This window comes from Natronorubrum halalkaliphilum (assembly GCF_009834785.1).
Lineage (GTDB): Archaea > Halobacteriota > Halobacteria > Halobacteriales > Natrialbaceae > Natronorubrum > Natronorubrum halalkaliphilum.
On the sequence record NZ_WUYX01000033.1, the window covers coordinates 143318 to 160186 of the forward strand.

The 16869-nt window shown below is 64.8% G+C and carries 13 protein-coding genes; 6 read left to right on the top strand and 7 right to left on the bottom strand.

Annotated elements, in window-relative coordinates; all coding sequences use genetic code 11:
• Position 1: 1 nt before the first annotated feature.
• The 3 genes from GS429_RS11495 to GS429_RS21855 all read left to right on the top strand — a co-directional run bounded on the left by GS429_RS11495 (position 2) and on the right by GS429_RS21855 (position 2970).
• The gene (locus GS429_RS11495) at positions 2-1228 is read left to right on the top strand and encodes an ABC transporter ATP-binding protein (RefSeq protein ID WP_160065499.1); all 1227 of its coding nucleotides are present in this window, start codon (positions 2-4) and stop codon (positions 1226-1228) included.
• Positions 1225-2565, top strand: coding sequence for an ABC transporter ATP-binding protein (locus GS429_RS11500; RefSeq protein WP_160065500.1), 1341 nt, complete (start codon positions 1225-1227; stop codon positions 2563-2565). The genes GS429_RS11495 and GS429_RS11500 overlap by 4 nt, the downstream gene beginning before the upstream one ends.
• 246 nt (positions 2566-2811) lie before the next feature.
• Positions 2812-2970 (top strand): hypothetical protein, encoded by a 159-nt coding sequence (locus GS429_RS21855; protein ID WP_201294004.1) that lies wholly within the window; start codon positions 2812-2814, stop codon positions 2968-2970.
• 583 nt (positions 2971-3553) lie between these two features.
• Here the strand turns inward: GS429_RS21855 and GS429_RS11505 are convergent.
• From GS429_RS11505 to GS429_RS11515, 3 genes are all read right to left on the bottom strand, one after another.
• Positions 3554-4255, bottom strand: coding sequence for a hypothetical protein (locus GS429_RS11505; protein ID WP_160065501.1), 702 nt, complete (start codon positions 4253-4255; stop codon positions 3554-3556).
• 148 nt (positions 4256-4403) lie between these two features.
• The gene (locus GS429_RS11510; protein WP_160065502.1) at positions 4404-5702 is read right to left on the bottom strand and encodes an amidohydrolase; all 1299 of its coding nucleotides are present in this window, start codon (positions 5700-5702) and stop codon (positions 4404-4406) included.
• A 165-nt stretch (positions 5703-5867) separates the two neighbouring features.
• Positions 5868-6632: an FkbM family methyltransferase gene (locus GS429_RS11515; protein ID WP_425438202.1), complete on the bottom strand. Its 765-nt coding sequence runs from the start codon at positions 6630-6632 to the stop codon at positions 5868-5870.
• 116 nt (positions 6633-6748) lie between these two features.
• On the opposite strand from GS429_RS11515, the gene GS429_RS11520 reads away from it, so the two are divergent.
• Positions 6749-7825, top strand: coding sequence for a phosphotransferase family protein (locus GS429_RS11520; protein WP_160065503.1), 1077 nt, complete (start codon positions 6749-6751; stop codon positions 7823-7825).
• Positions 7826-7835: 10 nt separating this feature from the next.
• Complete coding sequence (locus tag GS429_RS11525) at positions 7836-8900, top strand: stage II sporulation protein M (RefSeq protein WP_160065504.1); 1065 nt, start codon at positions 7836-7838, stop codon at positions 8898-8900.
• 163 nt (positions 8901-9063) lie between these two features.
• On the opposite strand, the gene GS429_RS11530 is transcribed toward GS429_RS11525, so the two are convergent.
• The 3 genes from GS429_RS11530 to GS429_RS22480 all read right to left on the bottom strand — a co-directional run bounded on the left by GS429_RS11530 (position 9064) and on the right by GS429_RS22480 (position 13010).
• Entirely contained in the window at positions 9064-11706 is a 2643-nt protein-coding gene (locus GS429_RS11530; protein ID WP_160065505.1) for a heavy metal translocating P-type ATPase, read from the bottom strand.
• Positions 11707-11952: 246 nt separating this feature from the next.
• Positions 11953-12189 carry a hypothetical protein gene (locus tag GS429_RS11535; protein WP_160065506.1) on the bottom strand — a complete coding sequence of 79 codons (237 nt, stop codon included), beginning with the start codon at positions 12187-12189 and terminating at the stop codon, positions 11953-11955.
• A 191-nt stretch (positions 12190-12380) separates the two neighbouring features.
• On the bottom strand, positions 12381-13010 hold the full coding sequence (locus GS429_RS22480) for a helix-turn-helix transcriptional regulator (RefSeq protein ID WP_328821360.1): 630 nt from the start codon (positions 13008-13010) through the stop codon (positions 12381-12383).
• A 228-nt stretch (positions 13011-13238) separates the two neighbouring features.
• Between GS429_RS22480 and GS429_RS11545 the strand changes: the two genes are divergently transcribed.
• Entirely contained in the window at positions 13239-15515 is a 2277-nt protein-coding gene (locus GS429_RS11545; RefSeq protein WP_160065508.1) for a heavy metal translocating P-type ATPase, read from the top strand.
• A gap of 56 nt (positions 15516-15571) precedes the next feature.
• Here the strand turns inward: GS429_RS11545 and GS429_RS11550 are convergent, their stop codons facing one another.
• Entirely contained in the window at positions 15572-16564 is a 993-nt protein-coding gene (locus tag GS429_RS11550) for a transposase (protein WP_235920794.1), read from the bottom strand.
• Positions 16565-16869 lie beyond the last annotated feature (305 nt).

Sequence of the window (16869 nt, forward strand, 5' to 3'; positions counted from 1 at the left end):
CATGAGCTCTGAACCACTGCTTCGCGTCGAAAACCTCAAGACTCAGTTCTTCACCGAGACCGGTACCGTTCGCGCCGTCGACGGCATCTCCTTCGAAGTCTACGAGGGAGAGATCGTCGGCCTCGTCGGCGAATCGGGGGCCGGCAAGAGCGTCGCCTCGATGAGCCTGCTTCGGCTCGTCGAAAGCCCTGGCGAGATCGTCGGCGGGACGATCGAGTACAAGGGCGAAACGATCTTCGATCTCGAGGAGGGCCCCGACGGAGAGCTCCGGGAACACCCGGACATGCTCTCGGAGTCCGAAATGCGCGAGCGGATCCGCGGCCGGGAGATCGCGGTGATCTTTCAGGATCCGATGGAGTCGCTCAACCCGGTGTTTACCGTCGGCGGTCAGCTTCGGGAATTCATCGAAATCAACCGTGAGCTTCCGAAAGACGAGGCGAAAGCCGAGGCCGTTCGAATGCTTCGCGAGGTCGGCATTCCCGACCCCGAAGACCGGTACGAGGAGTACCCGCACCAGTTCTCCGGGGGCATGCGCCAACGCGTGCTCATCGCGATGGCGCTGGCCTGCGAGCCGAACCTGATCATCGCCGACGAGCCGACGACCGCACTGGACGTCACCGTCGAGGGGCAGATCCTCGACCTCGTCGACGATCTGCAGGATCGCTACGATACGAGTTTTATCTGGGTCACCCACGATATGGGCGTCGTCGCCGAAATCTGTGACCGGGTGAACGTCATGTATCTCGGCGAAGTCGTCGAGCAGGCACCGGTAGACGAGTTGTTCTACGACACTAAACACCCCTACACGAGCGCTCTCCTGGATTCGATGCCACGACCCGACCGAACCGTCGACGAACTCGAGCCCATCGAAGGCGTGATGCCCGAAGCGATCAACCCACCCTCCGGCTGTCGGTTCCATCCCCGCTGTCCCGACGCCAGGGAAGTCTGTACGCGCGTTCATCCGGAGAATCTCGAGGTCGACCAGGCTGAGGGGTACCCGCATCGGGCAGCCTGTGTCAAACACGACGTCTTCGACGTGGGTTACGACGAGAGCGTGCCACTCGAGAAAGGTGACGAAGCCGAGACGAGAGTCGGTGAGACGGGCTCGGATGAGAACGTGGATTCGACGGTCGAAGAGGGGCAAGCATCTACCGACGGCGGAAAGGCGAACGAAGCAAACCAAACGAATCGAAGTCCGAACAGAGACGGAGGTGAGTCACGGCCATGAGTACGCCGGACGAACCGATCGGCTTCGGAGAGAGCGATATCGCCCACGGCGAGACGTTGCTCGAGGTCGACGGGCTGACGAAGTACTTCTCGTCGGATTCGGGGTTGTTCGCGGGCATCAACCTCGAGACCGACCAGTTCCCGCCGGTGAGTTTCGGGGTCGATCAGGTAGAAGCCGTCGACGACGTCTCCTTCGAGATCAAGATGGGTGAGACGCTGGGACTGGTCGGCGAGTCGGGCTGTGGGAAGAGTACGCTCGGGCGCACCCTCCTTCGCCTGCTGGATCCCACCGACGGGACGATCAGCTTCAAGGGCGACGATCTGGCCGAGATGAGCGGCGAGGAACTGCGTCAGAAGCGCTCGGAGATCCAGATGATCTTCCAGGATCCGCAGTCGTCGCTGGACCCCCGGATGAAAGTCGGTCAGATCATCGAAGAGCCGATGCGGGCCCACGACATGTTCGACGACGAGGGCCGCGAAGCCCGTGCGAAGGAGTTGCTCGAGAAGGTCGGTCTCGATCCGCGCCACTATAACCGCCATCCCCACGCCTTCTCCGGCGGACAGCGCCAGCGGATTAACCTGGCGCGTGCACTATCGGTCGACCCCGACTTCGTCGTCTGTGACGAACCCGTCTCCGCACTCGACGTCTCCATCCAGGCGCAGGTGATGAACACGATGGAGGAACTCCAGGAGGAGTTCGGGCTGACCTACCTCTTTATCGCCCACGACCTCTCGGTTATCCGGCACATCTCCGACCGGGTCGCGGTGATGTATCTGGGCCATATCGTCGAACTCGCCGAGAAGGAGGAACTGTTCGAGAACCCACAGCATCCCTACACGAGGGCGTTACTCGAGTCGATTCCCGTCCCGGATCCGCGGGAGACCGGGGTTCGGGGCGTCCTCGAGGGCGAGGTTCCGAGTCCCCAGAATCCGCCTTCGGGCTGTCGGTTCCGGACGCGGTGTCCGCGGCTGATAAAGCCCGAGGAGTACGATCTGACCGACGAGCAGTGGAAGCACACCCGAGCGTTCATGCGCGCCGTCAAGCGTCGGACGTTCGAACCGATGACGGCCCCCGAGATCCGACGGGAGTTCTTCGGCGGCGACACACCCCGAGGCGAGGCTGGTGAGATCGTCGAGGAGGCGATCGATCTCATCGAAGGCGACGGCGAGTATCAGGGCGACGAAGACGACGAACGAGAGGGGTGGAAACGGGCGACCGATCTCCTGCTCGAGTCCTTCGCCGAGCGGAGTATCTGCGCCCAGGAGCAACCCGCCTACGAACTCGAGTCCGAACTCGGGACGGGGACGCACTTCGCGGCCTGTCACCTCCACCGGTAACGGACCTCCGTCGGGTCGAATACGGCGGTCCTCTCGCAACGATTCGCCAGTAGTATCTGATTTTGTATGCTTGTCAACTGTGCTCAAGACACGAGGTGCTGTTCAAAATGAGGGTCCTCATTCCGTATCGAGCGGTCTCGAGACGTTCGTTCGCTCTATACCGGAAACCGTTCTTCTCGCCGTCAGAGTGACACGATCTTTCATCTCATAAATACTTATACGCTCGACTCTCCTTGTTACTCGTGTATGAGTAAAATACTCGCTACCGTTACGGCAGGCTCGAACCGACTCGCGAAGGCGCGACGAACGATCGAACACTCACCCGGGTTCGGTGACGACCGATCGACGAACGACGACGGCAGTCCCGCAACGCGTATTCCGCCGGGCGGTTTCCTCACCGGGTGAGGAACGGGCCCGATGACCCTCGCCGCGGTTGCGGATTCCCCTTCTTCCGTCCGATCGAAACCGACTGTAGTAGCCACTGAAGGTACGTCTCTTTGAGAAGGCAGGCGATCGAACGGGAGGTGCTACGTCGAACCCGATCGCGTAGACGAATTACGGCAGCGACTTGCGTGGGTATGTCCGTGCGCCCACCCCCTTCAGGGGGGCAGGACGCAGGCCCGGCGCAACCGTGCGGTGTTTTGCGAGACCAATAGCGTGGATTCCAAACAGCACTACGACGTTCCGATAGGAACTGGGGAAGCAGTCGCGCGAACGCGCTTCATCCCCTCCCTACGGTGGGACGGGGTACTCGCGCTGTGTTCCGTTTAAAAACGTTTCTAACAGTATGAGTGCGACCGACCGAAAATCGAGACGGAAAACGGCACCGACGTTCGATCGGGACACCGACGACGGGATCGTGCCTCTGACCTCACGATGACTGCGCCGTCGACCGATGTCCGTTCGTTATACGGGCCGCCGTACGTCAGTTCCGGCGCAACCGCGACCGTCATGCGGTTGTACCGGTGAATCGGTACAGGCGACCGTATTAGTCAGACGAGTTGGCGTGGTCCGGTGGACCGCCGCCGTTACCGTTCCCGTCATCGTCCGCTTCATTGTCGCCCGTTTCGTCGTCATCATCGTCCGCATCCGACGGGCCACCGGCGTGTTCCGGTGGTCCCTGATTACCCGTCTCCGTATCCTCGCCAGGCGGCCCCGCGTGGCTCGGCGGGCCCGCGTGATCGGGCGCGTTACCCGGATTGTTCGCGACGACGAAGTTCGCCACCGTCAGCCCGAGCGGCCCGTCGGTGTCGCCTTTCGCGTCCTCGACGAACGCGGAGACGAGCGATCCGAAGGTGTCGAATTCGGCCGGTTCGAGCGTCACGGTTTCCGTCGCGAACTCGTCGTCGAGCGTCGCTTCGAACTCGACCGCGACGCTCTCGTTCCCGATCGGCGCGTCGAAGACGGCCGTTCCGTTCCCGTCCGTCGTCGCGCTGTCCGCGTAGGACGCGTTCTCGTCGACGGCCGAGGCGGTGACGGTCACGTTCTCGACGCCCGCGCCGGCCTCGGTGACCGTCGCGAGTACGTCGTTCCCTGTCTGTTTGACCTCGAGTGCGAATTCGTCGTCGGACACGTCGAGACTGTCGCCGTCACCGTCATCGGCCGTCGCAGCCGCCGCACCCGCGGGTGCGAACGCCGCGAAAATCATGACGGCAGCCAGCGTCGCCGCGACCAGTTTCCGTGTACTCATCCCGATCGAGACATTCAGGAATTAGCGAATAAACCCACCCGGCAGTTCCCGACGGTTCGGTTCCTACAAAACGACTTTAGAGGCGTTTTGAGAGTTTATAACTTATTCTGAGTGTTTAGATTTCGTGCCGTTTGTCTACCGGTCGGACTCACTCTTCGGCGCGGGCGACCAACGCCTCGGCCGCTTCGCTCGCCTGAGTCCGAACCGCGTCCGCATCGAGAGACAGCACTTCTCGGTCGCGCATGAGCACCTGGCCGTCACAGACGGTGTGGCGGACGTCGGCCGCCGCGGCGGCATACGCGAGATGGCTGACGAGATCGTGACGCGGCGTCAGGTGAGCCTGTTCGAGGTCGATCACGGCCAGATCGGCGGGCGCACCTTCCTCGAGATAGCCGGTATCGAGACCGATGGCGTCGGCGCTGCCCTGGGTCATCATCTCGACGACCGCTTCCGCGGGAACGGCGCTGGCGTCCTCGCCGGCGATCTTTCCGATCATGGCCGCGTCTCGGGCCTCGTCTAACATTGAGAGATCGTTGTTCGAGGCTGCGCCGTCTGTGCCGATCCCCACCGTCACCCCGGCGTCGAGCATGCGCTGGACGGGAGCCATCCCGCTGGCCAGTTTCATATTCGAGGCCGGACAGTGGATCACGCTCGTCCCGGCCTCCGCGAGCAGGGCGATCTCGCTCTCGTCGAGGTGGACGCCGTGGGCGATGAAGTCCTCCGGTTCGACCATCCCCCGCTCGGCGGCGTAGGCCATCGGCCGCACGCCGCGTTCCTCGACGATCGGCGCAACCTCGTTTGCGGTTTCGTTGGCGTGATAGTGGATCGGAACCCCGATCTCGCGGGCCTGCGGTACGAACTCGTCTAAGTACTCCGCGCCGACGGTCGTCAGCGAGTGCGGCATGAAGGCCGTCGAGATACGGCCGTCGGCCCGGCCGTCGAGTTCGCGGGCGACCTCGAGTCCTTCCCGTGCGTCCGCGCGGGCCTCCTCGTCGTCCGAGGCGACGGTGACGATGCCGTGACCGAGGCGAGCGCGGAGGCCGGCCTCCTCGACGGCGTCCGCGATCTGGGGTACCATGAAGTACATGTCCGCGAAGGCGGTCGTCCCGGACTTGATCATCTCGAGCAAGCCGAGTTTCGCGCCCAGGTTGACGTCTTCGGGCGTCAGTTCGGCTTCCGTCGGCCAGATGTCCTCCTGAAGCCAGGCGTCGAGGGACTTGTCGTCGGCGTACCCCCGGAGCAGCGTCATCGCGACGTGACAGTGGCCGTTGACGAAGCCGGGCGTCACGAGCGAGTCGGACGCGTCGAGCGTCTCGTCCACGTCGCCCGCGAGATCATCGCCGATCTCGAGGATCTCGCCGTCGTCCTGATCGATCAGTACGTCCGCACGAGCCACCGTGATGTCGGGCAACAGCACCTGCCCGCCGGTGATCGCCAGTGTCGTCATGGATCGCCGTTTCTCCCGCGACGGCCTTATACTATCGAATGGGGCCGCGGCTTTTCGGGGGTCGATGCGGTTGCGGCTCCCGCGAAACCGACGTTGTCGCGGTTCCCCCGCCAACGTATCGCTACTCCCCCGAAACCGCCACCACGACAGCCCCCGAAACCAACGCTACCGCGGCGAACACCGCCAGTACCCGTCTCGTTCCCGAACCGCGTAGTCGACCGCCTCGAGCGCCGCCCTCGTTTCGCCCGGAATGTCCCGACCGAATCCCTCGGCGTGGCTCTCGAGGAAGACGATCGGCCCGTGGCGCTCGAGCGTGTCGCGAGCCCCCCGAACGACGGCCGGAGCCGCCCCTTCGACGTCGATCTTGACGACGTCCGGGGGCGGAAGCTCGGCGGCGAGGTCGTCCAGCCGGCGGATCGGGACGGATCGAACGTCGGCGACGGTCGCTTCCCAGCGGGTCGCGCTCTCGCGGTCGAACCCCGAAAGTTCGGGGTACGTCGAAACGTAGAAGGGGCGCTCGTCGGTCTCGTCGCCGAGTCCGCAGGCGCGGACCGAGATCCGCTCCTCGAGCGCGTTCAGTCGGACGTTCGCCCGGAGTCGGGAGACGGTAGACGGCGACGGTTCGAACGCGACGATCCGTCGATCGGGCGCGTCGCTCGCCAGCGCAAGGGCGTAGATACCGATGTTCGCGCCGATGTCGTAGACGGTGTCTTCGGGACCGCAGCAGGCGGCCACGTCCGCGAGCATCGCGTCGCTCCCGTGGCGGTTGAGGGGTTCGTAACAGCGAACCGTCCCCGCGGGCGTCCGGTTCCGACGGGCGACCAGTTCGCGGTCGTAGTTCGCTCGAGCGAGTCGGAAGTAGCTCCGATAGCCGACGCTGCGCACGCTCCGAAAGAGACGCGTCGCGACGGCACAGGGGTGAATCGACACGCTGGGTTCGACCGGGACGACGGGCGCAAACGGATTGTATATTCGGTTCCTACCGCGCGACAGACGGGGCGTTCCAACCCAACGCCTACGGTCGTCGCCGGTGTCCCTCCTCGAGAATGGAAGCCGAGACGGTCGAACGAATCGTCAGCGTTGCCCTCGGATCCGAGGTCCGGTCGTGCTATCGGCCTCGGTCAGGGTCCGTTGCCGACACCGCGATCTGCCGGCTCGCTGTCGATGGCGACGACGCTCCTCGAGTCGTGTGCAAACGCGGCGGCGCGAGCGTCTGGACCGGCGACGTGATCGAACCGCTCGTGGTCGAGCACGTCGCTGCGACTACCGATCTCCCCGTGCCAGCGGTGCTCGCCTCGGGGTCGATTTCGGGTACCGAACGCGAACGCGGACGGGGCGACCCGCTCGAGCGCTGGGCGTGCTACGAGTTCCGCGCGGGGACGAATCCCGGCCCGCGCTATCTCGACCTCGAGCCGGCCGTTCGTCGCCGACTGGTCGCCGACGCCGGCGGACTTCTCGGTCGGTTGCACGCGACGCCGGCGCTGGCGTTCGATCGGGTCGGCGGGCTGGCCCGCAGCGCGGACGGAACCGGACTCCATCTGCGCGACCCCGACGGCTGGCACGCGATCGATCCCGGTCCGCCGCTGAATTCGCTGCCGGTGTCGCTGGCCGGCGACGACGGCTGTCGGCCGGTGGTAACTCACGGAGACTACCAGCCCGGCAACCTGCTGATCGCCGGGAGCGATAGCGACGCGAAGCCGGGAACCGTCACCGCCGTCCTCGACTGGGGAAACGCCCACGTCACCCACGCCGAGTACGCGCTGGCCCGAGCCGAGGTCAGGTTTATCGACGGCTACGCGGGCCGGCTCTCCCGCGACGAGCGGAACCGGCTGCGGCGCGCGTTTCGAGGGAGGTACGCCGAACGCGGTTCGCTCGAGTCGGCGTTCGACCGGCGAGCGCCGATCTACAAGCTGCTGTGGGCGGCCCAGTCCGGCGCGAACTACCTGCAGATCGCCCGCGACTCGCGAGGCCGACAACAGCTCCGACGGCAGTGTCGTCAGCTGCTCGAGTGTGGACGGTGGACTCCAGTGAGACAGTCGGTCGTGTCGCTCGGCTCCGACCCGTCCGAATCGCGACCAACCGGATCCTGCAGTAGTCGGCGGATTTATTTCGCGTTTCGTTGACTGATCGTGTATGAACGGGAACGGGAGTAGGAACAGCGACGACCGCGACGGACGGCCCTCGATCGCATCCGAACGCGACGACACGGGCGACGCCGAGCACCGCGACACCTACGGCGTCGACCGCGATCGCAGCAGTGAGGCCGACGAGTCCCGAGTGGGGCAGCCGACGGTCGACCCCAGGGATAAGCCGGCCCCCTCGCCCTCGACTCCGGATCCGGGTTCGGATCCGGATTCGGAACGCGGCGGTGGCCCGCCGGAGCCACCGAATTCCACGACGGTCCGCTACTGGACCGGACTCACGCTCGCGCTCGCGCTGATCACGTTCGCTACCGCCGCGGCGATCTTCGTCGCCTACGGCGAATCGACGGCGGCCGCCGGGGCCGTCGTCCTCGGCCTCGGATTCGGTGCGATCGCGCTCGCCGGCCGGACGACAACGCCAGCGGTATTCCGGGTCCTCGACGACGCCTGGACCGAACACCGACTGTACGCCTGGTTTGCGACCGGGCTGTTCGCGTTCGGCGCCCTTATCGGAGCGTTGCTCTACGCCGCCGGCGTCAACCTGATCGACCTCTTTCTCGAGATGATCATGCAGGAGTTCGGCGAGGACGAACTCCCCGGCGGCGGTGACGACCTCGCGGGCGAAGAGAACCTCGAGCTCTCGGCGTCGTTTTTCATCATGAATAACACGCCGCCGTTTCTGGCGGCGATCTTCGGGGCGCTCACGCTGGGTACCCTGACGGTCATCATCATGATATTCAACGGCGTTCTGGTCGGCAACATCGCGGTGTTCGCCGGGATGGAAACCGGATTCGGCCTGATCATCGCGCTGCTTGCACCCCACGGTATCTTCGAACTGCCCGCGCTGTTCATCGCCGCGGGGATCGGGTTCCGGTTCGTCCACCGCGCCGGCCAGCGGATCGCCGGCACGCGCGACGCGCTGGTGACCAGATCGTACCTCCTTCGGACGACCGCACTGGTCGTCTTCGCGTGGCTACTTCTCGTCCTCGCGGCGTTCGTCGAGGCCTACGTGACCTTCATCATCGCGGAGGCGCTCTTCCCGACGCAGATGGGGTGAGAACGGGCTCGACGCTGTCCGATCGAAAATATGGAACAACGGCGAACGGTCGACAGCTGACGGCTGATGACCGATGACAATAGCGGACACCTGCTAGTCGATACCCGACGACAACCGGCTACCGACAACTGACCGCGCTGCGGCTACCGGCTACAACGACCCGCTAGCGGCGAAGCCACGCGATCGGTTTCAACACCGCCAGCCGGTACTCCTCGTGCGGGTCGTACTTCGCAAACGAGAGACTGTTGGCCATCACGCTCACGCTCGAGGCAGCCATCGCCAGGCCCGCCAGCGCCGGGTTCAGCAGGCCCAGCGAGGCGATCGGGATCAGCGTCGTGTTGTAAGCGAAGGCCCAGAACAAGTTCTGTCGCACCTTCGAGATGGTCGCCTCGGAGATGCGGACGGCCTTGAGCACGTCCGCCGGATCGTCGCGCATCAGGGTGACGTCCGCCGACTCGATGGCGACGTCGGTGCCCGAGCCGATGGCGACGCCGACCTGCGCCGTGGTGAGCGCCGGGGCGTCGTTGACGCCGTCCCCGACCATCATCACTCGAGCGCCGTCGGACTGCAGTTCCTCGATGTGATCCGCCTTGTCCTCCGGCAGCACCGCCGCGCGCACGTTGTCGGGATCGATTCCGACCTGTTCGGCCACCGCGCGGGCCGTCCGCTCGTTGTCGCCGGTGAGCATCACGACCTCGGTGCCGCGCTCGCGGAGCGCTGCGACGGTCTCCGTGGCGCTCTCGCGCACTTCGTCGGCTACCGCGAGCACGCCCAGCAGTCGGCCGTCGACCGCGACCGGCATCGCCGTCTTCCCCTCGCGCTCGAGTCGGGTCAGCGTCTCCTCTGCGGGGCCGGTGTCGATCCCCGCGTCCTCGAGGAGCTTCCGGCGACCGATCAGGACGCTGCCGCGGTCGGTCTCGGCACGGATTCCGTGCCCGGGCACGTTTTCGAACTCGCTGACGTCGCCGATCGCGACGCCGCGCTCGTCAGCGCCCTCGACGATTGCCCGCGCAATTGGGTGTTCGGAGCCGGACTCGGCCGCCGCAGCCGCGCCCAAAACGTACGACTCGAGGTCCTCCTCGCGTTCGTTGGGACCCGCCAGTACCCCGCCGTCCGCTGCTGTATCGGCGTCGGTGCCGCCGTCCGTCGCGGCCTGCTCCCCGACGAGTTCGACGTCCGTCAGCACCATCTCACCGTGAGTCAGGGTCCCCGTCTTGTCGAAGACGATCGTATCGATACCTCGGACCTGCTCGAGCACGTCGCCGCCCTTGAACAGGACGCCGTTGGTTGCCGAGAGCGTCGAGCCGACCATCGTCGCCGCGGGCGTCGCCAGCCCCAGGGCGCAGGGACAGGCGATCAGCAGCGCCGAGGCGAGGACGACCACGGAGAACTCGAGGACCGGCACGCCACCCGCGACGGGGCCGCCGCCGACGGGCTCTAAGACCGGGATCCACGCGCCCAGCGCCGCGGAAACATCGTACAGCACATCCGGTGCTGCGAACCACAGCAGCGCCCAAAAGACCGCGTTGAGGATCACCGCGGGAACGAAGTACGCGCTCACCTTGTCGACCAGTCGCTGGATCTCGGGCTGGCGCGACTGGGCCTCCTTCACTCGGTCGACGATCTGCTGGATCGCCGTCTCGGAGCCGACCTTCGTCGCTTCCACGAGCAAGACGCCGTTCTCGTTGATCGTCGAGCCGACGACTTCGTCCCCCTCACCCTTTTCGACCGGGACCGACTCGCCGGTGAGCATCGACTCGTCCACGGCGCTCTGGCCGTCGACGACGACACCGTCCGTCGGAATTCGCTCGCCCGGCCGAACCTTCATTACGTCGCCGACGGCGACGTCCTCGAGCGGCACCTGCTTCTCTTCTCCGTCTTCCACGACGGTCGCCTCCTCGGCTTCCATCTGCAAGAGCTCGCGCAGTGCGTTACCGGCTCGGGCCTTCGAGCGGACCTCGAGCCAGTTGCCGAGCGTGATGAACCAGAGGATGAAGGCGACGGCCTCGAAGTAGAGTCCGCCGGTGATCGCGCCGGCGAGGACAGCCGTACTGTAGACGTAGCCGGCGGAGGTACCGACGGCTACCAGCGTGTCCATGTTCGCCCGGCGGTTGTGGGAAAACGCCCGCCAGGCGCCCCGAAGGAACTCCATGCCGAGCGTGGCCATCAGCACGGTTGCGAGGACGAACTCGAGCCAGCCCGGCGGGTGAGCGATCGCGCCCGGAATCGGCGAGGCGACGCCGGCGAGGCCGAACAGCATCTCGAACATCATCGGGATGAACGCCAGCGTGAGGATCCCGCCGCCGATCACCAGCCGTCGCTGTCGTCGCAGTTCTTTCTCGACGGCCCGTTCGCGCTGACTCTCGCCCTGGGTTTCCTCGACCTCGTCGCGGACGGGTTCGTAGCCGGCCTCTTCGATGGCCGCGTGAACCTCGCCCAGCGAAACGTCGGTCGGGTTGTACTCGACGCGAGCCTCGTCCGAGGCGAAGTTTACGTCGGCTCGGATCACGCCCGGTAGCTCAGTCACGGCGTCCGCGACGGTCCCCGAACACGTCGAACACGACATTCCCATGACGGTGATCGTCTCCGTCTCGGAGGCCGCCTCGTAGCCCGCGTCTTCGATCGCGTCGTAGATCTCGGCCAGCGAGCGCTCGTTCGGGTCGTAGGCGACCGTCCCCTCGTCGGTCGCGTAGTTCGCGCTCGCCGACTCGACGCCCTCGAGGCCGCCAACCGCGTCCTCGACGGCCCCCGAACACGTCGAACAGGACATGCCGGTGATCTCGAGGTGCGCTCTCCTGGTGGTCATGTATAGCTGTAGGGGATACACGTTCAAGCGGATTGTGTCTTAGAAAGCGTGAATATCTCCGGGTACAAGTTTCGAAACTAAACTCGGTCGGTCCATCGGACGAATGATCGAAGATGATCGTCCCAGCGCCGTTCATGTTCGGCTCGAGATCTCCGTCGGCTGATCATGGGCCGTGCAACGACTGACTTTCCCAGGAAACGGTGATTTCAGCCGGAAAATAGGCAGTTAGCAGCCGCCAACGCCGCCCTAATGCTCACCCAGTTGGTGATTGCCGTCGTGGTGGGCGCCGTGGCTGTGGTTGCCGTCGTGGTGATCGGTGTGGTCGTGATGGTCACCGTGTACGTGATCGCTCAACCGGTCGTGCATCCACTGGATCGCATCCGTGTCGGCGCTGCCGTCGTCCGCGCTCACGAGTGCCACGCCGCCGAGTAATCCGACGGCGACCAGTACGGCCAGCCCGATTCGGAGTGGGGTTCGGTTCATTTGGGATCTCCTCAGTTACCGGTATCACCGGGGAAAGGGTATCAGTATGGGTGCAAACTCAGCGACGAGAGCGTTCGAGACCGTTTCTCGGGCGATCTAATCGTGTTTCATTGACGAGACCGTTCGTGCGGCCCGAACACGACCCGCTGGAACGATCAGTACGAGCCACCGGCGGCGGCAGTCAGCCGCGATCAGCGCTCCTCGAGGTCGTCGCTCGGATAGACGCGGTACGTCCGGCCTTGTCGTTCCCGATAGAGCAATCCCCGTTTTTCGAGGTCGGTGACGGTCTGGCTGACCTTGCTCTTCGAAAAGTCTGCTCGGTCCCGGAGCGCGATCTGCGTGATTCCGGGCGACTCGAGGACGGGCTCGAGAATTCGGCGTTCGTCCGCCGGGAGAACCTCGAGCACTCGTGGGGTCGAGTCCGACGTCGGGTCGGCTGCGGGTTCGGTGTCTGTCTTCGGTTCCGATTGGGACTCGGTTCTCGGTTCGGTTCCGGAGTCCGGCGACGACGGGCTCTCGATGCTCGCAAGCGTCGAGTCGGTCATCGTCGGATCGGTATCGTGCGCTCGAGTGTCGACCCGCTGACTCGCGTCCGTCCCCGTCGAGTCGCGGACGGCCCAGTAGATCCCAGCAACAGCGCCCGCGACGAGTAGCGATCCGAGCAGGTACCAGGCCGGCTGCAGGCCGTGGGTCGCGGTGTGGCCCATCATCTCGCCGTGAATCCGCATCTGGCGATACTGCTGCCACGCGGCAATCGCGCCTAGGGCGACGATCCCGGCCGTTACGGCGGCGATTACGGCGTCGAGTCTCGTTTGATCCACGGCTCTCGTCTCCATCGTTTTTCGGTGAGCATCCTCCATGTTTCGCTTTGGAGAGACCGGACACGCACCCGCAAGCGAACCTGTTCGATGCCATGCGGCGATCGGTGATAACTGGGTGATAGTACTATGTTGCTCCGCCGATAGCTATCCGGCAATGAGAGTCGAGGTCACCTCAATCGGGACGTTCGAGCACCGACGACGCCGACTCGAAGAGGGCTGTCGAGACCGATGAGCGAGTCGACCAACGATCCCGGCGACAATTCACGGACAGAGACCAACCCCGATCGAGACGAAAAGCCGTCGGACAGCTACTGCTCGTGTTGTCGCGTGTGTGACTGCTACCGCGACGCGCCGGGTGCCGACGAGAAGGCCGCGGATCGAAACGCTGGGCGCGACGATGACGATACCGAACACGACCACGACGAACCCCGTGATGACAGGCACGACGAGCACGACCACGGCGACCACGTCGACCACTCGGACCACGAGGACATGTTCCGACAGCGGTTTTTCGTCTGTCTCGTGCTCGCGCTGCCGGTGCTGTACTACAGTCCGATGCTTCAGGACTGGTTCGGCTTCACCGCGGTGACGTTCCCGGGAAGCGGGTTCGTCGGTCCCGTCCTCGGCGTGGTCGTCTTCGCCTACGGCGGGATCCCGTTTCTCCGAATGGGTGCCGTCGAGGCCCGAAACCGAGAGCCCGGGATGATGTTGCTCATCTCGCTGGCGATCACCGTCGCGTTCGTCTACAGCATCGCGGCCGCCGGCTTCGGCATCGGCGAACCGTTCTTCTGGGAACTCGTTACCCTGATCGTCATCTTCCTTCTTGGCCACTGGATCGAGATGCGCAGCGTCAGGCGGGCCTCGGGTGCGCTCGACGAACTCGCCGAGTTGATGCCCGAGACGGCCGAGCGGATCGCTGATGACGGGGAGACGCGGGAGGTCCCGATCGACGACCTCGAGGAAGGCGAACTCGTCCTCGTCCGGCCCGGATCGAACGTGCCGGCCGACGGCGTCGTCGAGGAGGGCGAGTCGAACGTCAACGAGTCGATGGTCACCGGCGAGTCGAAACCGGTGAAGAAAGAGCCCGGCAGCGAGGTCATCGGCGGGACGACCAACCGCGACGGCAGCCTGCGCGTTCGCGTCGCCGCGACCGGCGAGGAGACGACGCTGTCGGGAATCATGCGACTGGTCGAGGACGCACAGGAGAGTCGGTCGAGGACGCAGGTTCTGGCCGACCGGGCCGCTGGCTGGCTGTTCTACGCGGCGCTCGGCGTCGCCGCGGTGACCGCCGTCGGCTGGACGCTCGCCGTCGGCTTCGGACTGCCGGTCGTCGAGCGCGTCGTGACGGTGCTCGTCATCGCCTGTCCCCACGCGCTGGGGCTTGCCGTGCCCCTGGTCGTGGCCATCAACACCTCGATGGCCGCCCGGCACGGGATGCTCGTTCGTGATCGGATCGCCATGGAACAAGCCCGAGATCTCGATACGGTCGTCTTCGACAAGACGGGGACGCTAACCGCGGGCGAGCAGGGCATCGTCGGGATCGAGACGGTCGCAGACTGGAGCGAGGACGACGTCCTCACGCTCGCGGCCGCCGCCGAGGGCGACTCCGAACACATGATCGCCCAGGCCATCCGCGACGAAGCGGCCGACCGCGGCCTCGAGGTGCCCGACGTCCGCGGGTTCGAGGCACTCGAGGGCCGGGGCGTCCGCGCGACGATCGAGCACGACGTGGCACCGGCCGTAGCTGGCGGTGAGCCGGACGGCACCGGTGGATCGAGCGACCGAGACGGCCGCACCGTCTCCGTCGGCGGCCCGAACCTGCTCCGCCATCTCGAGGTCGACCCGGACGGCGACCTCGAGCGCTTCGCCGACGACGCCGGGTCCCGCGGCGAGGGCGTCGTCTACGTGCTCCGGGACGAGCAGGTCGTCGGGGCGATCGCGCTGGCAGACGTGATTCGCGAGGAAAGTTTCGAGGCGATCGACGCGCTCCACGGGATGGGCGTCGAGGTTGCGATGTTGACCGGCGACGACGCGGACGTCGCCCACAGCGTCGCCGACGAACTCGGCATCGACACCGTCTTCGCGGAGGTGTTACCCGAGGACAAAGACGAGAAGATCCTCGAGTTACAGGACCGGGGCCACTTGGTCGCGATGGTCGGCGACGGCGTCAACGACGCCCCCGCGCTGACGCGCTCGGACGTCGGCATCGCCATCGGCTCGGGAACCGACGTCGCCGTCGAGTCCGCCGACGTCGTGCTCGTCGAAAATGATCCGCGCGACGTCGCCAGCCTCGTCCGGCTGAGCGCGAAGAGCTACCGGAAGATGCAGGAGAACATCATCTGGGCGGCTGGCTACAACGTGTTCGCCCTGCCGCTTGCTGCCGGCGTGCTCGCACCGATCGGGATCCTGCTTTCGCCCGCGGTCGGCGCGGTGCTCATGTCCGCGAGCACGGTGATCGTCGCGATCAACGCGCAGTTGCTTCGACGGGCGGATCTATCGGTTTGACCTCCTCCCCGCGCTGAAGCGCGAGGATTCCTCCGTGGGTAATCCAACCAGACTGGTTACCCCGGCTGTGAACTTGCGGGTTTGCTGACGCTGGTTTGGTCAAACAGACACGAACCTTCCCCAAAACGGGCGGGTACCCAGTCGTGTCCATCCCACTCCCAGTACACCCCATCACACTCTTCCGAGTTCACGGGTGCGTCCCTGCCGCGTTCAGCAGACAGGGCAGCGGGCCGGGCCATCGGCCCCACTTCACTCTGCAACACGTTCCACGCCCCAACAACGTCACTATGAGCATCCAACTCACAGTCATGACACCGGAACGAATCGCCTGATCGAGTCACATCCTCACTACCACACTCCGGACACCGACTACTCGAATCGGCTTCAGACACGTCCGCAACACGCATACCAACATCACCCAGCGTCAACGCTACCCGTTCCACGAGTTGGCGGTGCGACCAGAAATTGTGCGTCTTCTTGTTCACGTCCGCACTCCAATGAGTATCCAACACGTCGGTCAAGTCACCAACGTACACCGTGTCAACGTTCCGTTCGAGCAGCCACTCTGCGGCGTGTTTCACCGCCGCGTCACGACTGTGATTGCGTTTTCGTGACCTCGCATCGTACAAGCGTTGGATACGGTGGCTCGTGTATTCGTCGTCTGGTAGTTTCGATTGGAGTGTGGCGATTCGCTTGGAATACCTCTGGAATCGATCAAACTCCGGGCGGGCGTGGTAGACGGCGGTATCACCGCTTTCGGTGACGACAGCTAGTGTGTTGTTCGCACCTACGTCGATGGCGGCTGCCCGCGTCGTGTTCTCTGAATCGAGTGTGTGAGTGAACGCATCCTCCCGCTGTTCACGTAGTTTGTCTGGTTGAATGCGGGCAAGATGCTGGACACGAAGCTGGTCAGCGTGTTCGTCGTAGATGAGTTCCAATCGGCTGTCGTCGCCGTCCCACTGTGGGTTGCCGCGGACTTCGAGTGTGATGCGTTCCTGATACTCGAAGTCGTAGCGGTCTTCGAGTACGTCACCGACGCCGAACTCCAACGTACTTCGGTTTTCGTCCTTCGGTTTTCGTCCCAGTTGAGGGTGTAGAGGTCGTTGCGGACGAGGCCGTGAAGTTCGTAGCCGTCGTCACGGTTGCCCCAGTAGCCGGGTGGACTGGGTTTCTCGGTGACCGATGAGTTAGAGTCGTCGTGGTATTTGTCGAGGAGGCGGAAGTGGCTCCGCCATGCCTCCGAGTTTTTGGTCCCGTCCCAAAGTCGTCTAGAGTTCGCCTCTGGTAGCTTCAATTGACACCTCCATTGTGATGGCTGTTTTGGCTGAGCGCTCGAGCAGTTCGTCGGCGAACG